20 protein-coding genes are annotated in these 19,415 nt (G+C 40.5%); 5 read left to right on the plus strand and 15 right to left on the minus strand.

Annotation, left to right across the window (positions count from 1 at the left end; translation table 11 throughout):
- Positions 1 to 31: 31 nt before the first annotated feature.
- The 5 genes from BLS35_RS12735 to BLS35_RS12755 all read left to right on the plus strand — a co-directional run bounded on the left by BLS35_RS12735 (position 32) and on the right by BLS35_RS12755 (position 3,813).
- On the plus strand, positions 32 to 235 hold the full coding sequence (locus BLS35_RS12735; protein ID WP_062547218.1) for a hypothetical protein: 204 nt from the start codon (positions 32 to 34) through the stop codon (positions 233 to 235).
- A 2-nt stretch (positions 236 to 237) separates the two neighbouring features.
- Entirely contained in the window at positions 238 to 921 is a 684-nt protein-coding gene (locus tag BLS35_RS12740; RefSeq protein ID WP_090781534.1) for a cell division ATP-binding protein FtsE, read from the plus strand.
- A gap of 170 nt (positions 922 to 1,091) precedes the next feature.
- Entirely contained in the window at positions 1,092 to 1,664 is a 573-nt protein-coding gene (locus tag BLS35_RS12745; RefSeq protein ID WP_090781882.1) for a nucleotide exchange factor GrpE, read from the plus strand.
- A gap of 6 nt (positions 1,665 to 1,670) precedes the next feature.
- The gene (gene dnaJ / locus BLS35_RS12750) at positions 1,671 to 2,843 is read left to right on the plus strand and encodes a molecular chaperone DnaJ (RefSeq protein WP_090781536.1); all 1,173 of its coding nucleotides are present in this window, start codon (positions 1,671 to 1,673) and stop codon (positions 2,841 to 2,843) included.
- 46 nt (positions 2,844 to 2,889) lie between these two features.
- Positions 2,890 to 3,813 carry a Ppx/GppA phosphatase family protein gene (locus BLS35_RS12755; protein WP_090781538.1) on the plus strand — a complete coding sequence of 308 codons (924 nt, stop codon included), beginning with the start codon at positions 2,890 to 2,892 and terminating at the stop codon, positions 3,811 to 3,813.
- 39 nt (positions 3,814 to 3,852) lie between these two features.
- Here BLS35_RS12755 and BLS35_RS12760 read toward each other — a convergent pair whose 3' ends face one another.
- From BLS35_RS12760 to BLS35_RS12830, 15 genes are all read right to left on the minus strand, one after another.
- Complete coding sequence (locus tag BLS35_RS12760) at positions 3,853 to 4,287, minus strand: hypothetical protein (RefSeq protein WP_090781540.1); 435 nt, start codon at positions 4,285 to 4,287, stop codon at positions 3,853 to 3,855.
- Positions 4,288 to 4,405: 118 nt separating this feature from the next.
- On the minus strand, positions 4,406 to 4,975 hold the full coding sequence (locus BLS35_RS12765; RefSeq protein ID WP_090781542.1) for a Maf family nucleotide pyrophosphatase: 570 nt from the start codon (positions 4,973 to 4,975) through the stop codon (positions 4,406 to 4,408).
- 102 nt (positions 4,976 to 5,077) lie between these two features.
- Positions 5,078 to 5,491, minus strand: coding sequence for a hypothetical protein (locus BLS35_RS12770; protein WP_090781543.1), 414 nt, complete (start codon positions 5,489 to 5,491; stop codon positions 5,078 to 5,080).
- A gap of 118 nt (positions 5,492 to 5,609) precedes the next feature.
- A complete protein-coding gene (locus BLS35_RS12775) occupies positions 5,610 to 6,137 on the minus strand; it encodes a KdsC family phosphatase (protein WP_090781546.1) in 528 nt (175 codons plus the stop codon).
- A 4-nt stretch (positions 6,138 to 6,141) separates the two neighbouring features.
- Complete coding sequence (iscX, locus tag BLS35_RS12780; RefSeq protein WP_090781548.1) at positions 6,142 to 6,384, minus strand: Fe-S cluster assembly protein IscX; 243 nt, start codon at positions 6,382 to 6,384, stop codon at positions 6,142 to 6,144.
- A gap of 22 nt (positions 6,385 to 6,406) precedes the next feature.
- Positions 6,407 to 6,739, minus strand: coding sequence for a 2Fe-2S iron-sulfur cluster-binding protein (locus tag BLS35_RS12785; RefSeq protein WP_090781549.1), 333 nt, complete (start codon positions 6,737 to 6,739; stop codon positions 6,407 to 6,409).
- Between the two features lie 39 nt (positions 6,740 to 6,778).
- Positions 6,779 to 7,540, minus strand: coding sequence for a Rossmann-like and DUF2520 domain-containing protein (locus tag BLS35_RS12790; protein WP_090781551.1), 762 nt, complete (start codon positions 7,538 to 7,540; stop codon positions 6,779 to 6,781).
- Positions 7,541 to 7,591: 51 nt separating this feature from the next.
- A complete protein-coding gene (locus BLS35_RS12795; RefSeq protein ID WP_090781554.1) occupies positions 7,592 to 10,060 on the minus strand; it encodes a heme lyase CcmF/NrfE family subunit in 2,469 nt (822 codons plus the stop codon).
- A 5-nt stretch (positions 10,061 to 10,065) separates the two neighbouring features.
- Entirely contained in the window at positions 10,066 to 10,518 is a 453-nt protein-coding gene (locus BLS35_RS12800; RefSeq protein WP_090781557.1) for a cytochrome c maturation protein CcmE domain-containing protein, read from the minus strand.
- Positions 10,519 to 10,782: 264 nt separating this feature from the next.
- The gene (locus BLS35_RS12805) at positions 10,783 to 12,204 is read right to left on the minus strand and encodes a Glu/Leu/Phe/Val family dehydrogenase (RefSeq protein ID WP_090781559.1); all 1,422 of its coding nucleotides are present in this window, start codon (positions 12,202 to 12,204) and stop codon (positions 10,783 to 10,785) included.
- 149 nt (positions 12,205 to 12,353) lie between these two features.
- Positions 12,354 to 12,572: a CcmD family protein gene (locus BLS35_RS12810; protein ID WP_254778859.1), complete on the minus strand. Its 219-nt coding sequence runs from the start codon at positions 12,570 to 12,572 to the stop codon at positions 12,354 to 12,356.
- 2 nt (positions 12,573 to 12,574) lie between these two features.
- Positions 12,575 to 13,234: a cytochrome c biogenesis protein gene (gene ccsA, locus BLS35_RS12815; protein WP_090781563.1), complete on the minus strand. Its 660-nt coding sequence runs from the start codon at positions 13,232 to 13,234 to the stop codon at positions 12,575 to 12,577.
- A 374-nt stretch (positions 13,235 to 13,608) separates the two neighbouring features.
- The gene (locus BLS35_RS12820) at positions 13,609 to 14,691 is read right to left on the minus strand and encodes an efflux RND transporter periplasmic adaptor subunit (RefSeq protein WP_090781566.1); all 1,083 of its coding nucleotides are present in this window, start codon (positions 14,689 to 14,691) and stop codon (positions 13,609 to 13,611) included.
- Positions 14,692 to 14,705: 14 nt separating this feature from the next.
- Positions 14,706 to 17,978 carry an efflux RND transporter permease subunit gene (locus BLS35_RS12825; protein ID WP_090781568.1) on the minus strand — a complete coding sequence of 1,091 codons (3,273 nt, stop codon included), beginning with the start codon at positions 17,976 to 17,978 and terminating at the stop codon, positions 14,706 to 14,708.
- Positions 17,979 to 17,990: 12 nt separating this feature from the next.
- A complete protein-coding gene (locus BLS35_RS12830; protein WP_090781570.1) occupies positions 17,991 to 19,364 on the minus strand; it encodes a TolC family protein in 1,374 nt (457 codons plus the stop codon).
- Positions 19,365 to 19,415: the final 51 nt, after the last annotated feature.

The raw sequence follows: 19,415 nt of genomic DNA on the forward strand, positions 1-19,415 counted from the left end.
AATTCTCATTTTGAAATACTATTTTTGAGCGATGTATGTTATTAAAGTAAAAGGCATTGCCAAGATTCCGGATTATGTGCAGTTAAGGGACGATAAATTTACCTTATTGGCCTATTTTAGAGTCGACAGGCCCGATAAATCACTAGAGAAACTTGGTTTAGGTGATAAACTTCCATACATTATGAATTTTGTAAATGATTTGCCTTTCGGACAAATTGCTAAATTAGATATCTAAACATGACAGAGAACACGGTTATAAATTTAAAAAATGTAGATGTTTTTCAGCAAAAGCATCTGGTTTTGTCGAACGTAAACTTAAATATCGACAAAGGTGAATTCGTTTTTTTAATTGGCCAGACAGGTTCTGGTAAGAGCAGTTTGCTAAAAATCATTTATGGCGACCTTCACATTGGTAATGGAGATGGACAAATAGCCGGTTTCGATTTAAAAAAATTAGGCAACAAGGAAGTACCTTTTTTACGTAGAAAACTGGGTATTGTGTTTCAGGATTTCCAGTTGTTAAGCGACAGAACTGTTGAAAAGAACCTTGAGTTTGTACTAAAAGCTACGGGTTGGACTGATAAAAACCTGATTAGTGAGCGGATTAAAGATGTGCTTGAAAAGGTTGGCTTGCGTTCTAAAATTAAAAAAATGCCGCATGAGCTTTCGGGCGGTGAGCAACAACGCGTAGTTATTGCACGCGCATTGTTAAACAATCCTGAAATTATTCTGGCGGATGAACCAACAGGAAACTTAGATCCGGATACCTCTGAAGAAATTGTAATGCTTTTGAAGCAGATCAGTCAGAGTGGAACTGCGGTTTTAATGGCTACCCATGATTACCACATCATCAGAACATTCCCTTCAAGGATTATAAAATGTGAGAGTGGTGTTATTCATGAAGACGCCCAGATTGTTTAATACAATTTTCTGACAAATTTTTCTTATTCGGACATTCTGTTCCAAGTTTTTCAATTAAAGCTGACAGCATGACGGATATTTCCCATTGGCAAACCTTTTGAGTTTATCTCCAAAAATTCTACTACACTATGTTTAGCAAGAAGAAAAAACACGATAATAAAGATACAACTATGCAAAATCAAGACCCTGCAGCAGAAAATCATGCTGAAGATCAATTGATAAATGATATTAAAGAAGCGACTACTGAGGCTACTGAAGGCCAAGAAGCAACTGAAGAGATCGTTCCTGAACTGACTGCTGAAGAAAAACTGCAACAAGAGAATACTGCTTTAAATGATAAATACCTACGTTTATTTGCAGAGTTTGACAACTATAAACGTCGCACACAAAAAGAACGTGTGGAGCTGTTACAAACAGCAGGTAAAGATGTAATTGTTTCGTTATTGCCTTTATTGGATGATTTTGACAGAGCAAATAAAGCGATGGAAAGTGCTACTGATATCACTGCCATCCGTGAAGGTGTAAATCTTGTGCATACCAAATTAAAAAATACATTGGCCCAAAAAGGTCTTAAAGAAATGGAAAGTATCAATACTCCATTTAATACAGATCATCATGAAGCCATTACTAAAATCCCTGCTCCTAATGAAGAGATGAAAGGAAAAGTAATGGATGAACTTGAAAAAGGATATACCTTAAATGACAAAGTTATTCGCTTTGCAAAAGTTGTAGTAGGTAGTTAATATTTTATGAGCAAGAGAGATTATTATGATGTGCTTGGCGTATCCAGAAACACATCCGCTGAAGAGATTAAAAAGGCTTACCGTAAACTAGCCATCAAGTTTCACCCGGACAAAAACCCGGATGATAAATCTGCCGAAGAAAAATTTAAAGAGGCTGCTGAAGCTTATGAGATTTTAAGCAACCCTGAAAAAAAACAACGTTATGATCATTATGGTCATGCCGGCGTAGGTGGTGCTTCTGGCGGTGGCGGATATGGCGGCGGCGGAATGAACATGGAAGATATCTTCAGCCAGTTTGGTGATATATTCGGTTCAGGCGCTGGCGGTGGTAGTCCTTTTGAAAGCTTCTTTGGAGGTGGTCAGCAGTCGCGCAGTGGCCGACGTGTATCAAAAGGTACCAACCTTCGTATTAAAGTAAAACTTACGCTCGAAGAGATTGCCAATGGCACCGAGAAAAAGATAAAAGTAAATAAACAGATTGTCTGCAAAACCTGTGATGGTAGTGGTGCCAAAGACCGTTCGTCGGTAAGTACCTGTAAAACCTGTGGTGGTAGTGGTGCTGTACGCAGAGTAACCAATACTATTTTGGGACAAATGCAAACTACTTCTACCTGCCCTACCTGTAACGGTAGTGGGTCTCAAATTACTGCAAAATGCGGTTCTTGCCATGGCGAAGGTATTGTAAGAGGTGAAGAGACCATTAACATCAACATCCCTGCTGGGGTAAGCGATGGCATGCAATTGAGCATGAGTGGAAAAGGAAATGCAGCGCCTAATGGTGGTATTCCGGGCGATCTGATCATATTAATTGAAGAAATCCCTCACGAAAGTCTGAAACGCGAAGGAAACAATGTGGTTTATGATTTGCATGTATCTATTGTTGATGCTGCTTTAGGTTACAGCGCCGAAGTACCGACTATTGATGGCAAAGCCAAAATCAAAATTGAGCCAGGTACACAAAGTGGAAAACTATTGCGCCTAAAAGGAAAAGGTATTCCTGAAATCAACTCTTACCATCGCGGTGATGAAATCATCCATGTAAATATCTGGACTCCTAAAATCTTAAGTGCAGAGGAAAGAAACATTTTAGAAAAACTAAGAGAGTCTCCAAACTTCAAACCTCAACCAGGTAAGAACGACAAGAGTTTCTTTGAAAAAATGAAAGAATATTTTGAATAATGAAAGGCCGCTTAAAGCGGCCTTTTTTACACCCTAGAATTTAAATATGATTGCAGCTGTTATTGATCTTGGCACCAATACCTTTCACCTTATCATCGCCGAAATATCTGCGACTGAAGTAAAAGTCTTATTTAAAACAAATGAACCTGTTAGATTGGGTCAGGGACGCATTAATGAAAACATTATTGTCCCCGAAGCTTTTGAAAGAGGCATTGCCACGCTCAAGGCTTTTAAACAGGAAATCATAAAACACCAGGTTGATGTGGTTAAAGCGACTGCGACTTCGGCGGTACGTAGCGCAGCCAATGGGACAGAATTTGTAAATGCAGCTAAAAAGAATGCCGGAATCGACATCGAGGTGATCAGTGGGGATCAGGAAGCCGCTTACATTTTTAAGGGGGTTAAAGCTACTGGAGCCATACAGGCAACCTCATTGATTATGGATATTGGTGGTGGAAGCACTGAGTTTATTATAGCAAATGCTGATGAGATACTTTGGAAAGCAAGTTACAATATTGGTGCTGCACGTTTAACTCAGGCCTATTTCCATTCCGACCCGATTAGTCAGGCAGATCAATCTGCAATTCTAACTCATTTAAAAGAGACCTTACAAGAGCTGGGAGCAGCTTGTGCCTTGTATAAGCCACAACATCTTGTAGGCTCCGCAGGCGCCTTCGAAAGCTTCACCGGGATGATTGACCCCAGCATTGATTTAAACACGATTAAATCGGCTCCTATTGATCTGAATCAGTATCAAAAGCTTGCTGCTACACTAATTGCCTCAACTCATGCGGAACGAGAGGTTATGCCTAATCTAATTGCACTACGGGTAGATATGATTGTCATCGCAGCTTTAATTAGCAATTATGTAATCGCTAGTTGTGGGATCAAAACCATAAGCCTTTCTACTTATGATTTAAAGATGGGCGTTTTATACGAACTGGCTTCTTCAGCTAAGATAAAAGGATAAAAACAACAAAAAGCGACTGAATGGTCGCTTTTTGTTGTTTTACATAACTGGAGGCGTAGTAACCGGTGGTGGAGTAACCGGCCTTTTTTCTTTCATGCCTTTTTTCATGTGTTTTTTCATGTGTTCTTTGTTCTCCATTTTCCAGGCTTCGTATTTCTGTTTTTGAGGTTCTGTTAACTCTGCAGCAATCTTAGTATCCGCGTCATCATGAATTTTCATCATTTCAGCTTTTTTTGCTTCTTTATCTCCCATTCCCTCTTTATGTTCCTTAGCCATCGCCTTCGACTCTTCTAAATAGATATCCTCTATTCTTTTTTTCTGATCCTGATTTAAATCAAGCTTTTTGGCCAATTTTTCAGCACTCATTTTAGCCCTTTCTTCAGGAGTCGCCATTTTCTTTTGGCCACCACTTTGCGCCTGTGCTATTGTTATTATACTAAACAACAATCCGCAAACAATTAACAACTTTTTCATCTGATTCTAATTAGTTTTTGAAATTAATAGTATACCGTATAACTATTTCAGGTTCAAAACATAACAGGTTACTTGTTGTTTTAAAAATTAGGAAAAAAATCTATTAAAAATTAACCAATCAAAGCGCAGATAAGGCTTTGTAGAGTTTTTCTGTAGGTAATCCCATTACATTGGTATAAGAACCGATGATCTTTTCGACAGCAACCAGTCCAATCCATTCCTGAATACCGTAAGAACCTGCCTTATCATAAGGGTTGTGGTTACTTACATAATATTCAATCTGGTCGGCAGACAGCGTATTAAAAACAACTTCCGTCAAATCGTAAAAGGAATGCATTTTACCGGCGTAGCTTAAACTTACCCCTGTATATACCTGATGTACGGATCCTGAAAGTTTATTCAGTACAGCAATAGCTTCAGTTTTGTCGGCCGGTTTACCTAAAATCTCGCCCCCATAAGCCACAATAGTATCCGCAGTAATCACAATGCTATCTGCACTAATGTCTGTAAAGGCAGCGGCTTTCTTTTCGGCAATATAAACAGCGATCTCGGCAGGACTCATACTTTCCGGATAGCTTTCATCCACATCCTTCAACACCACTTTAAAGTCTAATCCCATTGCCTTGAGCAATTCCTGACGACGAGGTGATTTTGAGGCTAAAATGATAGGAAGTTTTTGCTGAAACATAATGCTTTTTTTTTATTCAGTAACGGTAAGGTCCATTACATTTGGGCGAAAATAATAAAAGCGACCCTAAGTCGCCTTTATTATTTATAATATTTTTAAAGATTACTGACCACCGGCGCCGCCGCCACCTTGACCTTTACCTTTACCCATACCCATACCCTTCATATTTTTCATTCGCTCCTCTTTATAAGCAACGTAAGCTTTTTTCTGATCATCATTTAATAGGGCATTGATTTTTAAATCATTTTCTTCCATCGCAGCTTTCATTTTAGCCATCATTCCTTCGCGATCACCTTTGTTTTCTTCGCGAATTTTAGTTGTAGCTTTTGCTTGATCTAGAAGAATAGCTTTCACTTTCGTGGTTTGATCTTCAGTAAGGTTTAATTTTTTAGTTAACTGAGTAGCTCCTCTTTCGGCTCTTTCTTCAGGAGTTGGCATTTTACGCTCGCCATCTTGTGCTTTTGCAAACGTCATTACGCTAAATAACAGTCCGCAGATAATCAATACTTTTTTCATCAGTTTTATATTTTTGTTAATGGTAATAAGCTATTGCAAGCTCAATGGTTAGAGACAGCAAAGCCTAAATAGGTTTAACCTCTTTATGTAACATAATTGTTGCAATGAAAAATAATGATTATTTGCCTGAATCGGCAGCGGATGGGTTTTCATCAAACCACTTGTTTTGTACCCTAAGTACCTTTTCGATGATGTCTCTTACGGCAGTCTTACCGCCTGTATATGGAGAAATATATTGTGAGATCGCTTTAATCTCCGGAACAGCATCAGCCGGACAGGTTGCAATTCCTACCAACTCCATAATTTTAAAATCCGGGATATCATCCCCCATGTAAAGCACTTCGGTAGCATTAAGGTTGTAAGCAGTGCAGAGACTGTTGTAGACTGCAACCTTATCAGAAACACCTAAAAAGATATTGTTTATCCCCAGTCCTTCAAATCGTTTCCGCATGGCCTCTCCTTTACCACCAGATATGATACAAACGTGATAACCTTTTTTTACAGCAAGCTGAAGCGCATAACCATCTTTGATATTAAATGTCCGTAAAAACTCGCCCGAATCGGACGCGATGATATCACCGTTAGTTAATACCCCATCAATATCAAAGATGAATGTTGTAATATGCTTTAGTTGCTCAAGAAACATCAGTTTATTTCTGGTTATCTCTCCATTCGTAAACCCAGGCCGACTGGATTTGCTCCAGGTGTCCTTCGTTACTTTCTTCTTTTGTACCTTTAAAATTAGGTAAGGACAATATCCATTCTAGCAACTCGGTGAAACGGATACGATAAATTTTGGCTTCGTTAAAATCATCACCAAATTTCTCATATAATTCCTGAGCGATATCCTCATGGTCGTTCCAATATATTGGGAGGGCAAACTTATCTTGCATGTTTCTCTGTTTAATTTTATTATTAATGGCCTAAAAACTCAGACTGATCTGGGATGGTCACTTCGATATCACCATTGATCACTACGCACTGGCAACCTAAACGTGAAGTGATTCTAGGACGAACTGCTCTATCGATAAAATCTTCTTCTTTATCTGAAATTTCCTGGATATTATCCATTCCTTTATTCACATAAACATGACATGTACTACAACCGCATACACCACCGCAGTTATGCTGCAAATCTATTCCATGGTCATGGCAGACATCCAAAACAGACTCTCCGCCGGCAATAGGTAGTTCAACTGTTTCTTTCCCCTGCTCTTCAAAATTTATCTTTAACTTAAAAATACTCATAATCTGGTTCAAAAATAAGCACCAAAAACCGCAATTACCTTATGAATTGGATTTTTTAATGCTATTACTTAAATTTTTATAGATCTCCTGCAAGTGTGGCGTTCTTTTCAGGAGCTCTTCGTGTTTTAATATTGTCTTTTTATCATTACGAATTGCCGGCCCTGTCTGCACATCCTCTGGAAGTGCCTCCTGAACTTTTACAGCAGTCTCCATAATCAATGGCCTCAACAGCTCAAAATCAAGGTGATGCCTTTTTAAAATCTGATGGCTCAATTGGTAAAGATGGTTTACAAAATTATTGGCAAAAACGCCTGCAACATGTAATATTTCCCTTTTTTTGGTATCTACTTCATAGATTAGAGGGCTAAGTTTCATCGCCATCATCTGTAAAGCGCTCATGTTCTCTTCCGTATTTGCTTCCAAACATAATGGAACATGAATAAAGTCTATGGGTTGATGCTTAGAGAAAGTTTGTAATGGATAAAAGACACCATAATTCTTAAATCCTGCCAACACCGCCATTTCAGTCGCCCCAGATGTATGAACTACTATACCGTTTATCCCCTTTAGCCCTTTAGCCACTTTCTCGATCACATCATCCTTAACAGCGATAAGATATAAATCAGCATTCGGATCTACCAATTTCAAATCAGAAATAGCATGAGCACCGATTTCATGGGCTAAGGCTTGCGCATTTACCAATTCCCGGCTCCATACCTGAACAATATCGGCGCCATTCTCTTCAAAGGCCTTAGCCATGTGCGTAGCTACATTACCAGAACCAATACAAACAATCTTCATAGGGACATCATTAATCGTTAAAGGTTACAAAGCATTTTTAGCCTAGTATTACTAGACAGTTTTTGCTTCTTTTTGTCTTCTAAAGATAGAAATAAGAAAACCAATAACCATTACAATAGTACCTACCCAATAAAGATTAATGTAAGGGAACTCGATTGATTTAAATACAACCCAGTCTTTTGCCTGTTGTGGTTTTTCATAAACCTGCAATTCAACTTTCTTTTGCTCTGGCAACACTTTAGTAAACCGAACTCTTAAGCCCAGGTCGTCAATGTTACGTGCAAAATCGAAAGTATTGTTTCCTTTGATCAGGAATATAGGTTCAGCTTTATAAATCTTACCATTCAAATCAATTTCAAGTGGCAAACCTACAGCAAGATCGCCTGGCGCAAGTATTAAACTTTTAGCCTTAGGCTGGTTGTTTAAAGCTTTAACGGTGATGATACCGCTGCTGGTGTGTATAGTATCGCCTACAGCTACATTTACGATCCTTGGCGCTTTATAGTTTTCCTCTTCAGTATGCCCTTCATGGTCAGCATGATCATCCTTTTTCTCAGGTGCACTGGTAATGTGGGTATAGATATCGTAAGTAAGGTAATGTTTGGTATCAGGAGAGGCAATTAAGCCCATCTTTTCATTCACCTGTACGTGGGGATTCAAATCGAAATCCTCTTTTACCTTACCTGTTTTCTCATCAATAACTTTAAAGTTGAGCTTGTAAAAAGTATTCGGAGCAACTGTAGTATCACTTGTATAAGTTACTGTATATCTACCCATCTTTTTAGGCTCATTCTTATACAACACAATGTTCTGACCTGGCTTTTCAACCTTCTCAAAATCCTTTACCGGAATAAAGTTAGATACATTAAGGGAGATCGGTTTGTTTGTAGCAGCAGCTACAAGCGCACCTAAAAGCAATAAGGCAAAACCAATGTGTGCTACAGCCGCACCTACCAGTTTACGTTTTCCACCAAAGGCTTGTCCCAATATCCTTGCATTCGACAAAATAGCGAAGATGCAGCTAAAGGTTAACAGAATATACATCAGGTTATGGTAAACATCAGTGATGTAAACAAATCCTGCTGTGATCACAATAGAAAATACAAGGGAAGCGATCAGACTGCTATAAAATTTACGGACATCCGTTCTTTTATATTTCATGAACTGTGCAAAGCCCGATATAATGGTAACCAGAATAGCAAAAGGAGCCTGCCATTGGTTATAATATTTTATAGCATCAATTGGAGGAGCAAACTTGGTTCCGAAAGCCTGGTTAAATACCGGAACGGAAGTAGAAAATATCACCTGGATACAAGCTACCGTAATTACCAATGCGCCAATAAACATCCAAAATTCTCTTGAATAAGTTTCTTCGTCTTTATTGGTAATAGGCAATTCTTTCCATCTGCAAATTAACAATACGGTAGGAATGGCCAGGAATACAACGTTATATAAAATAAGGTGCCAGAACATACCCAAGTCTGTGAATGAATGCACAGATGTTTCGCCCAATACACCACTTCTGGTTAAGAACGATGCGTATAGCACCAATACAAAACTAATGAAGATCAATACAATTGCCGTAAAGAAAGCATGGCCTGTATTCTTAAAGGCAATCATTACGTGAACACCAGCAATTAAGGTTAACCAGGGAATGATAGAAGCATTTTCTACTGGATCCCATGCCCAGAAACCACCAAAGTTTAACGCTTCGTACGCCCAGAAAGAGCCCATGATAATCCCTGTACCCAATATCATTACAGCGAACAATGCCCATGGCATAGCAGGCTTAACCCATTCCTTATAGCGTTTTTGCCATAATCCAGCAACAGCATAAGCAAAAGGAACAATCATACTGGCAAAACCAAGGAACAAGGTTGGCGGGTGTATCACCATCCAGTAATTCTGAAGAAGTGGATTTAACCCTCTTCCATCAGTAATAAATTTAAGGTAGTTTTTAAAATTTTCAGGATCAGCGAAAACCACTGGAGCCATTTCTTTTAAATTTACCGCATCTCTAAGTAAGATAAATGGAGAACTACCTAGGCGTTCGCCAAAAATTTGTACGCCCAACAGCATAGAGGTTAAAAACACCTGTGAGAAGGCTACTACCGTCATCACACCATTTTCCCAGGACTTAGCTTTCCAGATCAGTATAGCTCCCAGCAAAGATTGCCAGAATGCCCACAGCCAGAAACTCCCCTCCTGTCCTTCCCAAAAAGCCGATACTATATAATATACAGGAAGTTCTTTAGAGGAGTGTGAGTAAACATAATAATACTCGTTATAATGATTTAAAATAAGGAAGAACAAGGTTGCCCCGATTCCTACGATACTGGCCCAATTTATTAAAAATGATATACGACCTATACGTGTCCATGAATGATCTCCGATTTCTTTATTTCGTGTAGCAAAGAAATAAGCTATAGTTGAGAGTAAAGAAGCGGCAAACGCCAAAACAATAAAAAATTGGCCGATCTTACCGGGTAGGAGGTTCTCTCCAATAAATTGTATATCCATTAAAATTAATTGTATTTTTCTACGTTACCGTCCTGCTCTACTGCAGTACCATCCTGTTTTTGTACAGTACCATCTTGCTTAACCTCTACCAGGTCGTTGTTATATTTAGATGGACATTTCATGAGTATCTTAGAGGCGTAAAAAGTATCTTTATCCATCTTACCGATCAATACCAGTTTCTCTGAACGTTCAAAATCCTGCGGTTTTGTTCCCGCATAAATTACTTTATTAACTCTTCCCTTTTCGTCTTTCATATGAAATTCAAAGCGGTTTGCATCCTTCATTGCATCATAGTGCATGCCTTTTGCTTTCTCCCAATAGCCCATTACATGGAATTCTTTTGGATCTTTTGCAGCTTCACTAAAGGTAGAATAGGTGTTTGTATCCGCATTAAGGCTTACTAAAAAACCTACACATAATGCTATCGTTATTAAACCAATAATTGCACTTTTTCTCATTTTTTTTATTTATGTTTTCAATTGTAATGAGGCTATCATGATTTTCAAATCCTATTTATTTGAATGCTGTAAAATCATAATGGCCTCATGGACGTAATAAATTTTTAAAAGAAACTTCACAAAGATAAAAAATATAAGTACCCAAAGACCGACGTAGCTATTCAAAACGCTTTGATGACTGTTTATTGATAGTTCTCTGACAAATGCGCAAAAAAAATCCGCGACAATTAAATTATCGCGGATCAAATTGATTATATAATCACCTTATGGCCAAACACCAAGGTTCATATAAGAAATCGCAATCTTATCAATTGAACCTACAAAGGCTGCAGTTCTCAATGTTTTAATCGCTGGTTTGTTCATTAACGTTTCTCTGATTTCATGGTAGGAATGAATCATGGTATCTTCCAAACCAGAGTTAACCAATTCCAATTCAGAAGCACCTTTAACGATCATCATGCGATGCTCAGCAGGAATACTTTTACCAGTTAAGCTTTCCAGTGTATTAATTAAGTTTCTGTTAGAATTCTCCGCATAACGATTTTCCATACGGCCAAACGCTACGTGTGAAAGGTTTTTCAACCACTCAAAATAAGAAACGGTAACACCACCAGCATTGCAATACATATCAGGGATGATGATACCACCCATTTCGGTAAAGATTTCTTCTGCTTCTGGAGTACATGGACCGTTAGCACCTTCAGCAATAATTTTTGCTTTGATGTTTCTGATGTTCTCTTCGGTGATTTGGTTTTCAAGTGCAGCAGGAACCAGGATATCGCATGGCTGCTCTAAACCTTCCATAGAATTTTTAAACTCAGTCGCACCTGGGAAACCTAAAATAGATCCAGTTAATTTACGGTGCGCAAATACTTCATCAATATTGAAACCATTTGCATTGTAAATAGCACCTTCAAACTCGCAAAGACCTACGATAGTTGCACCAAACTCGGCCAAAAACTTAGCAGCGTGGTAACCCACATTACCTAAACCTTGTACAATTACGCGCTTATCGCCTAAACCAGCTGTAAGGCCAATTTTCGCCATATCTTCCGCTACATTTACGCATTCTCTGACTGCGTAAGCAACACCACGACCAGTAGCTTCTTTACGCCCACGGATACCATGTAATGCAATTGGCTTACCAGTAACACAACCCAAAGCATCAAGCTGACCTGGGTTCATGGTCATATACGTATCCGCAATCCAGCTCATCTCACGTTCGCCAGTTCCATAATCAGGAGCAGGAACATCGATACCAGGACCAATGAAATTCTTTTTAATTAATTCTGTAGTATAACGGCGGGTAATATTCTCCAACTCACCGATTGTATAATTCTTAGGATTTATACATATACCTCCCTTTGCACCGCCAAATGGTACATTTACAATAGCACATTTGTAAGTCATTAGTGCTGCAAGTGCCATTACCTCATCCTCATTCACCATATCGCTGTAACGGATACCACCCTTTGTAGGGTTCATATGCTGGGAGTGTTCTACACGCCAGGCATCAATAACCTCGAATCCATTACCTCTACGAATCGGAAACTGGAAACGGTACACACTGTTACAAGCTTTAATTTGAGTTAATAAACCTTCCGGGTGGGCGGTAAATTGCGCGGCACTGTCAAAATTCTTGCAGACATCTGCAAAGAATTTTGTCTCATTTGCTGTATTAGCCATTATTTGTTTTTTATGAATTTGAAATAAGTTCTCAGTTAGTAATGCAAAATTGCACTAAAAAAAACGATTAATGCAAATGAATAATCACTTAGTGTAAGCGACACACCACGTCAAATTACAGGCAAAAACAGCGTTTAAACAGTTTAAAATTAGTTTTTGGCAGAAGATTTTTGTTCTAATTTTTTTAATCTTTTTTCGATCGAGAATAGAAAAAAAATCAAGCCGAACAGAATTAAGACAATGCAAGCGACAACAACATATATTTTACCTGAAGCATATACGCTTTCAGTAATTGATGAATCTCCATTTTGTGCAAATAATTGCATTGCAAACATCAACATTAAAAAGGTTACTGAAATTTTCTTCATGACTATAGGGTGTTGTTTTTTTCTAATGAACGTACTCTGTATAAAATGGTATAGATCCAATATCCGATCAGTATCCAACCCAAACAAGCAGGATAAAATACAGCGCGCATGCGGCTATCTAAATCGTAAGAATTAAAGCCTGGATTGCCTCCATTTCCAGGGTGTAAAGAATCGGATAAACGTGGCAATACAAACAGTAATACCACCATCATCGGGAAGGCAAATATGTTATAAATAGCAGATATTTTTGCTCGCTTTTGCTCTTCGTCAATCGCATTACGCAATACCAGGTAAGCAAAGTACAACAAGAGGGCTATTGCCGCAAAGTTTTGTTTCACATCAAAGCTCCAGGCTTGTCCCCAGGTAAACTTAGCCCATATCGCACCGGTGGTAATTCCGAGGATACCGTAAACCACACCAACATTAACGCTTTCGACAGCTTTAAGGTCATGCTCCTGGTTGCTACTACTTAGATATTTAATGCTGTGGTAAACAGATACACTGAATAATACAATCATTCCAAACCACATCGGTACGTGGAAATACAGGTTTCTTATACTTTCATGCAAAATAGGTAATTCGGGTACTGTTGATAAAAACCCCGCAATTGTTGAATAAGTCACTAACAATGCGCCTAATATTTTCCACCAATTCTTATACATTATATATGTTTAGTTCGGACAAAGGTAATAAAGCCCCCCTGTATTTTTATCATAAAGATGTAAATCAGATTTTGATGGTGATTTCAACAAACTACACCAAATTAAAAATGTTATATTCGTCGCATGGATTCAAACGACCTCAGAAAACTCGACACATTACCAACAAGTAGTAAACCCTGGTATACCCGTACTCCATTTTGGGGAATTATTTTATTTGCAATCATTTTAATAGTCCGCGCGGTTATGAACTGGTTGGGATTAAATTAGTGAAAAAACAAATCAAAGCCTTCCAAAAGAATCTCAAAGATTAGAAGCACCAAACATCGGAAACTAAATTGAAGAGGAATTCCATCCACCAGGAGACGAATTTCCCGCTATTTCAGCTCAGTCCCGTCTTTTATTTCTTCAGATGCCGACTTTATCAACACCGACTTATTGGTAAACGGACCAAAAATCTCAATTTTATCCTTAAACTCCCTTCCTTTCTGCACTTTTGTCCTCGCTGTCCTGTTATTTTCCACTGCCACAACAAAAACACCTTCACTAGAGGTCACCACTGCCGATTTAGGCACTACATAGGTACTGTCTTTCGCGTTAAGCGGCAATATCACTTCAGCAACCATGCCCGGCAATAGCTTATTACCTGTATTGTTCACATCCATCTCTACCTTTTCTGAACGGAGTTTAGTATCGAGTGCACCCGATTTACGGGCTATTTTAGCACTGAAAGTCTGTCCCAATACAGACCTCACCGTAAAGTGCATTTCATCGCCCACACTAAGGTATCCAGCATACTGTTCCGGTACAGCTACTGCTAAACGTAATTTACGCTGTTCCTGAATCGTAAACAAAGGCAGTTCCGAGCCTTTACCGGAAGGGCCTACATAAGCACCCAGATTAACATTCCGAGCCGCCACAACCCCATCAAAGGGTGCACGGATCTGAAGATAACTCAGCATGGTCTGCACTTCCCTGTAAGCTGCTTTCGCTGCCTGCAACTGCGAGAAGTCAGCATTTCTCCTTGCCTCCGCCTGCTCCAGATCATTCGATGATACAGTACCTTCTACCTTACTCGTTTCCAGTAATCTTTTGTAAGTGCTGTTGCTCGCTGTGTATACCGATTGCTGAGCGTGCAGACGGGATTCCGCGGCACTTACCTGCGAACTGGTTTCCGGGGCATCCAGCACAAGGAGCAACTGCCCTTTTTTAACCTGGGCGCCGATATCTACTTTTAGTTCCTTCACAAAGCTGGCTACCTTGGCGTACAGGTCGACCTGTTGAAAACCTACGAGTTCCGCAGGCATGGTCAGCTCTGTAGATAATTTTTCTTTTTTGACTTCGAAGGTCTCCATTTTCGGAGTTTCTTCAACAGCAGCACTTTCCTTTGGCTTCTCGGCACAGCTGGATAGCAAAAGAACTGTGCTTAAAATAGTTGTGGTGATATATATAGGTTTCATCTGTGTAATGTATTTTATGAATGTGGTAAAGTGGATATATAATGTTTACTTTCCTCGTCTTCAGGATCAAGAGATACCGACTCCGTAGTCGATTTGCCCATTACCCAGGCGAAAATCATGGGCAGGATAATCAAAACCGTAAATGTAGAGAATAATAATCCTCCGATTACGGCCCTTCCTAATGGAGAAACCTGCTCGCCGCCTTCGCCATGGCCAATCGCCATCGGCAGCATCCCGGCAATCATGGCGATACTGGTCATGATGATCGGGCGCAACCTTAAAGAAACTGCTTCCCTGGCAGACAATACAGCATTCCCATTGTGCTTCCTCAGCTGTTCGGCATTGGTGATCAGGAGTACCGCATTGGCTATAGAAACCCCTACGGACATGATAATCCCCATATACGATTGCAGGTTCAGGGTTGAACCTGTCAGCAACAAGAGAATCAACGAACCCAATACAACTGCCGGCACTGTAGTAAGGATGACAAAAGAGATTTTGAAAGACTGGAAATTGGCGGACAGCATCAGGAAGATCACCACCACTGCAACCAGTAAGCCCGATTCAAGGCTGGCCATTGTATCCGCCAGTACTGTACTCAATCCGATCGGCTCAATAAATAGTCCCCTTGGTAAGGTCCCTAAATCTTCAATGGCTTTTCCTACCTGTTTAGCGGCAGTTCCCAAATCCGTATGGTCAATATTGGCCGTTACCGAAAGGTATGGCATTGCACCGATGTTGTCATTTTCGCCGTAAGTCACAGAAGGAACAATTTCAGCGACATCACTCAGCACCGGTCGGGAATTATTTTTCAATAACGGTATTGCCCCCATATCATTTTCGGTCATCATCTTTTCCAGCGGCACCTGTACCTGCACATTATAAGACAGACCCGCCTTTTCATCTATCCATGTATTTTTTTCCGTATATCTGGACGATGATGTCGAAGCAATCAGCGATCGGGAAATATCACTCATATCCACACCCAGCTGGGCGGCACGCACCCTGTCAATATTGATGTCCAGTGAAGGATAATGAATGGGCTGTGCAATCTGAACATCTCTGAAATAATCCACCTTGTTTAACTTCCCGATGATCTTGTTGGCGTATTCCTCATTTAATTTCTTATTCTTTCCGGCAATCCTGATTTCGATGGGTGTTGGTGAACCCTGGCTTAACACTTTATCCGTCAACTCAATTGGCTCAAATGACACCTTGGTATCGGGCAATAGCTTCTTGATCCGCTTTCTCAGCTCATCCTTAAAAGTATCCATATCGGTATGGTAATCTTTCAGTGCAATCTGAAAAACAGCTTCATGCGGTCCGGCAGTAAACAGATATATCGGAGATACAGAAAACTGTGCGGGGTGCTGGCCGATGTAAACTGAAGAGATAGCGAGGTGTTCTTTTCCGACCATCTTCTCCAGGTCCTGAAGTACCAGTTTCGCCTGATCTTCCGTCCTTTCCAACCTTGTTCCATCCGCAGCCCTCAATCTCATTTGAAACTGACTGGAATTTACCTTCGGAAAAACATCCTGTCCGATAACATTTAGCAGTACAATAGCTATGGCCGAAATTCCAAGGAGATAAAACAGTGTAACAGGCTTTTTGAAATTAAACAGCCTGTCGATCATTGCGACAAACTTCATTCTAAACCTTTCGAAAGCACTGATCTTTCCATTATTGTTCAGGTCCTCACGCACCAGTATTTCCTTTTGGGCAATGATATCTTTTTCAGATTCAGGTGTCAGTCCCGAAGCATTAAACTCAGCCTCATCATCGGTAATACCTGCCGGATGTTTTACTTTTGGGTGTACTTTCATTAGCCAGTTGGCCATAATCGGCACAAAAGTCTGCGATAACAAAAAAGACACGAGCATCGCACAGCCTATGGCCAGTGCTAAAGGTAAAAACAAGGCACCAGGTATACCAGACATTACAAATGCCGGGGCAAAAACAGCCAGGATACACAACAGGATTAATAACTTCGGTAAGGCGATTTCCTTACAGGCATCCCAGATGGCCAGGGCCTTGGGTTTCCCCATATCCAGGTGCTGGTGTATATTTTCTATGGTTACCGTACTTTCATCGACCAGAATCCCGATAGCCAGTGCAAGGCCACTTAAGGTCATGAGGTTAATGGTCTGGCCAAACAACTTTAACAGCAATACCGAAGAAATTATAGAAATAGGGATCGTGAGGATGACAATCAAAGCCGCCCTTCTGTCGCCCAGAAACAACAGAACCATTAAGCCTGTCAACACAGCCCCTATCGCACCCTCGGTCACCAAACTTTTTACAGAATTGATCACATATACCGACTGGTCAAATTCATAAGAAAGCTGTACATCATCTGGCAAGGTACTCTGTATCACCGGCAGTTTCGCCTTTAGGTTCTGCACCACCTCCCAGGTAGAAGCATCACCTGCTTTGGCGATACTCACATAAACCGAGCGTTTCCCATTTACGAGTGCATAGCCGGCAGTTACGTCCGCCCCGTCTTTAACGGTCGCCACATCCCCGAGGTAAAGGTTTTGCACGCCTCCTTTAAACAAAGGGATCTTTTCAAAATCTTTTACCTGTTTTATCGTATTGTTGGTTGGGGTAATGTAGTTTTTATCACCGATCCTCACATTTCCGGAAGGTGCTGTCTGGTTATTGATCCTGATCGCTTCAACAATCTGGTCGGGAGTTAAATTATGCGTACGCAAGGTTACAGGATCAACATTGATCTCTATTGTTCTCGGACTTCCCCCAAAAGGAGGTGGAGAAAGTAAACCTGGCACAGAAGTAAAGGAAGCCCGCACATAAACATTGGCCAGATCCTGCAGTTCGTTATTACTCTTCGTTTTACTGCTCAACACGAGCTGTCCTACAGGCAGCGAGGAAGCGTCAAAACGAATGATAAACGGCGGTTGCGAACCTGGAGGAAATGCAGCCTGCATACGATTCGCCAGGGCACTCAGTTCCGCAGCGGCCTGTGCCATATTGGTATCCTCGTAATAGCTGATCTTCATCAAGGTCAAGCCCTGGATATTCTTTGATTCGATAGATTTTACGCCATTGGCGAAAAGGAGAATGTTTACATAGTTTTTAGCAAAGTATGACTCCATCTGGTTCGGTGTATATCCACCGAAAGGATGGGCCAGGTAAATCACCGGAAGGTTCATCTTCGGCAGGATATCGACTTTTATAGTCCTGACAGCACCGATTCCGAAGAAAAAAAGTCCGGCAACGAGCACGAGGATGGAAATGGGTTTACGAAGGGCAAAACGTATTAAATTCATTGAGCTACAGCATTAAAATTCATTAATAAACAAGTCGAAATCTCCGGAGGCAGCAGCTTTCATCAGCAATGACTGCCATACATTGGTATAAATGATATCGCTATCAATTTCCGCACGGTTCAATGTATACAAGGCTTGGGTAACATCCACCAGGTTTGTCAAGCCATTTTTGTATAAAGTGGTTTTCTGAAGATAAGCCTGACGGGCGGCACGCACCTGTTTTGGTGCTTCATTATAGTTTTCCAGTGCAAATCTGATCTTAGCTTCTGCCGCATCCAGTTGTGTCTTCAGTTGCTGATCAACTACATCGTATTCATCCTGCAATCCTGATACCGTATACCGCTGAGCGCTTACCCTCTTCCCTGTTCTTGCGATTGAAGTTAAATTCCAGGTCAGGCCAATGCCAAAAAGGTAATTCTGCCTGTCGGGATTAATGCCATCCCAATAGTTCTGCGAAAAGGCATGTTGGTTGGTTGCATACTCCGGACTAAAGCCTGAACCCCGGGTCTGGTAAATCCCGATCAGGTTAACTGTTGGATAATAATCCTTTTTATATAATTTTAGCGACTGTTTTCCGGCATCCACACGGCTTTTATAATATTGAAGCACCGGGTTCAGGGTAAGGGCATTAGATAAGATGGCTTTCGGGACACGTCTTACAAAGCCACTGTCTAGTACAAAATCTTCAATACCTACGCCCATCAAAGCAACAAGCTTGTTATTTTCCTCTTTGGCACGGTCCTTTAACTGGTTGAGTGCAATCACTGCCCTTGAAACCTCCGCATAGGACAGGGTAGAATCTACACCGGCCAATAATCCGTTTTTCACCCTTGTCGCTGCTATGTTGTGGAACACAGTTGCCCGTTCGAGATTTTTTTGCTGTGACACAATTAATCGCTGACTGGCCAGCAGGTTCAGATAAGCTGCTGCAATTTTTATCTTTTGCTGGAAGGTCTCCTGATCCAGATCTCTGGCGGAACGTTCCGATTCCGCCTTTGAAAGGTTTACTCTTTCTCTGATCCTGCCGAAAGAAAACACCTCCCAGTTCACATTCACCAGATATAGCGCACCAAAAGCCGCATTCCAGTTTTGCTGTGGCAGCGGCAAGCCTGATGAAGCCACCCCATATCCGCCAAAGCCATACAGGGGGCCATTTTGTCCGTTTACCGTTCCATAGTCCTGCTGGGCAGAAAGCGTTACATTAGGAAGATAATCTGTTTTAGTCTGTTTAACCGCTTCTTTTGAAGCTGCCAGGTATTTACTTTTTGCTTTAATCGTCCCGTAATTGGAAATACCCTGCTCAATAGCATCTTTTAAAGTAAGTGTTTGCGAATAACTGTGAAAAGAAAATAATAAAAGGAGAAAAATAAGCCAGTTTTTAAACATCTGATTCTTTAGTTTAGACCAAAACTAAGTCGAAAAATGGGGATAAATTGC

Source organism: Pedobacter sp. ok626, from assembly GCF_900100435.1.
Taxonomy (GTDB): Bacteria; Bacteroidota; Bacteroidia; order Sphingobacteriales; family Sphingobacteriaceae; genus Pedobacter.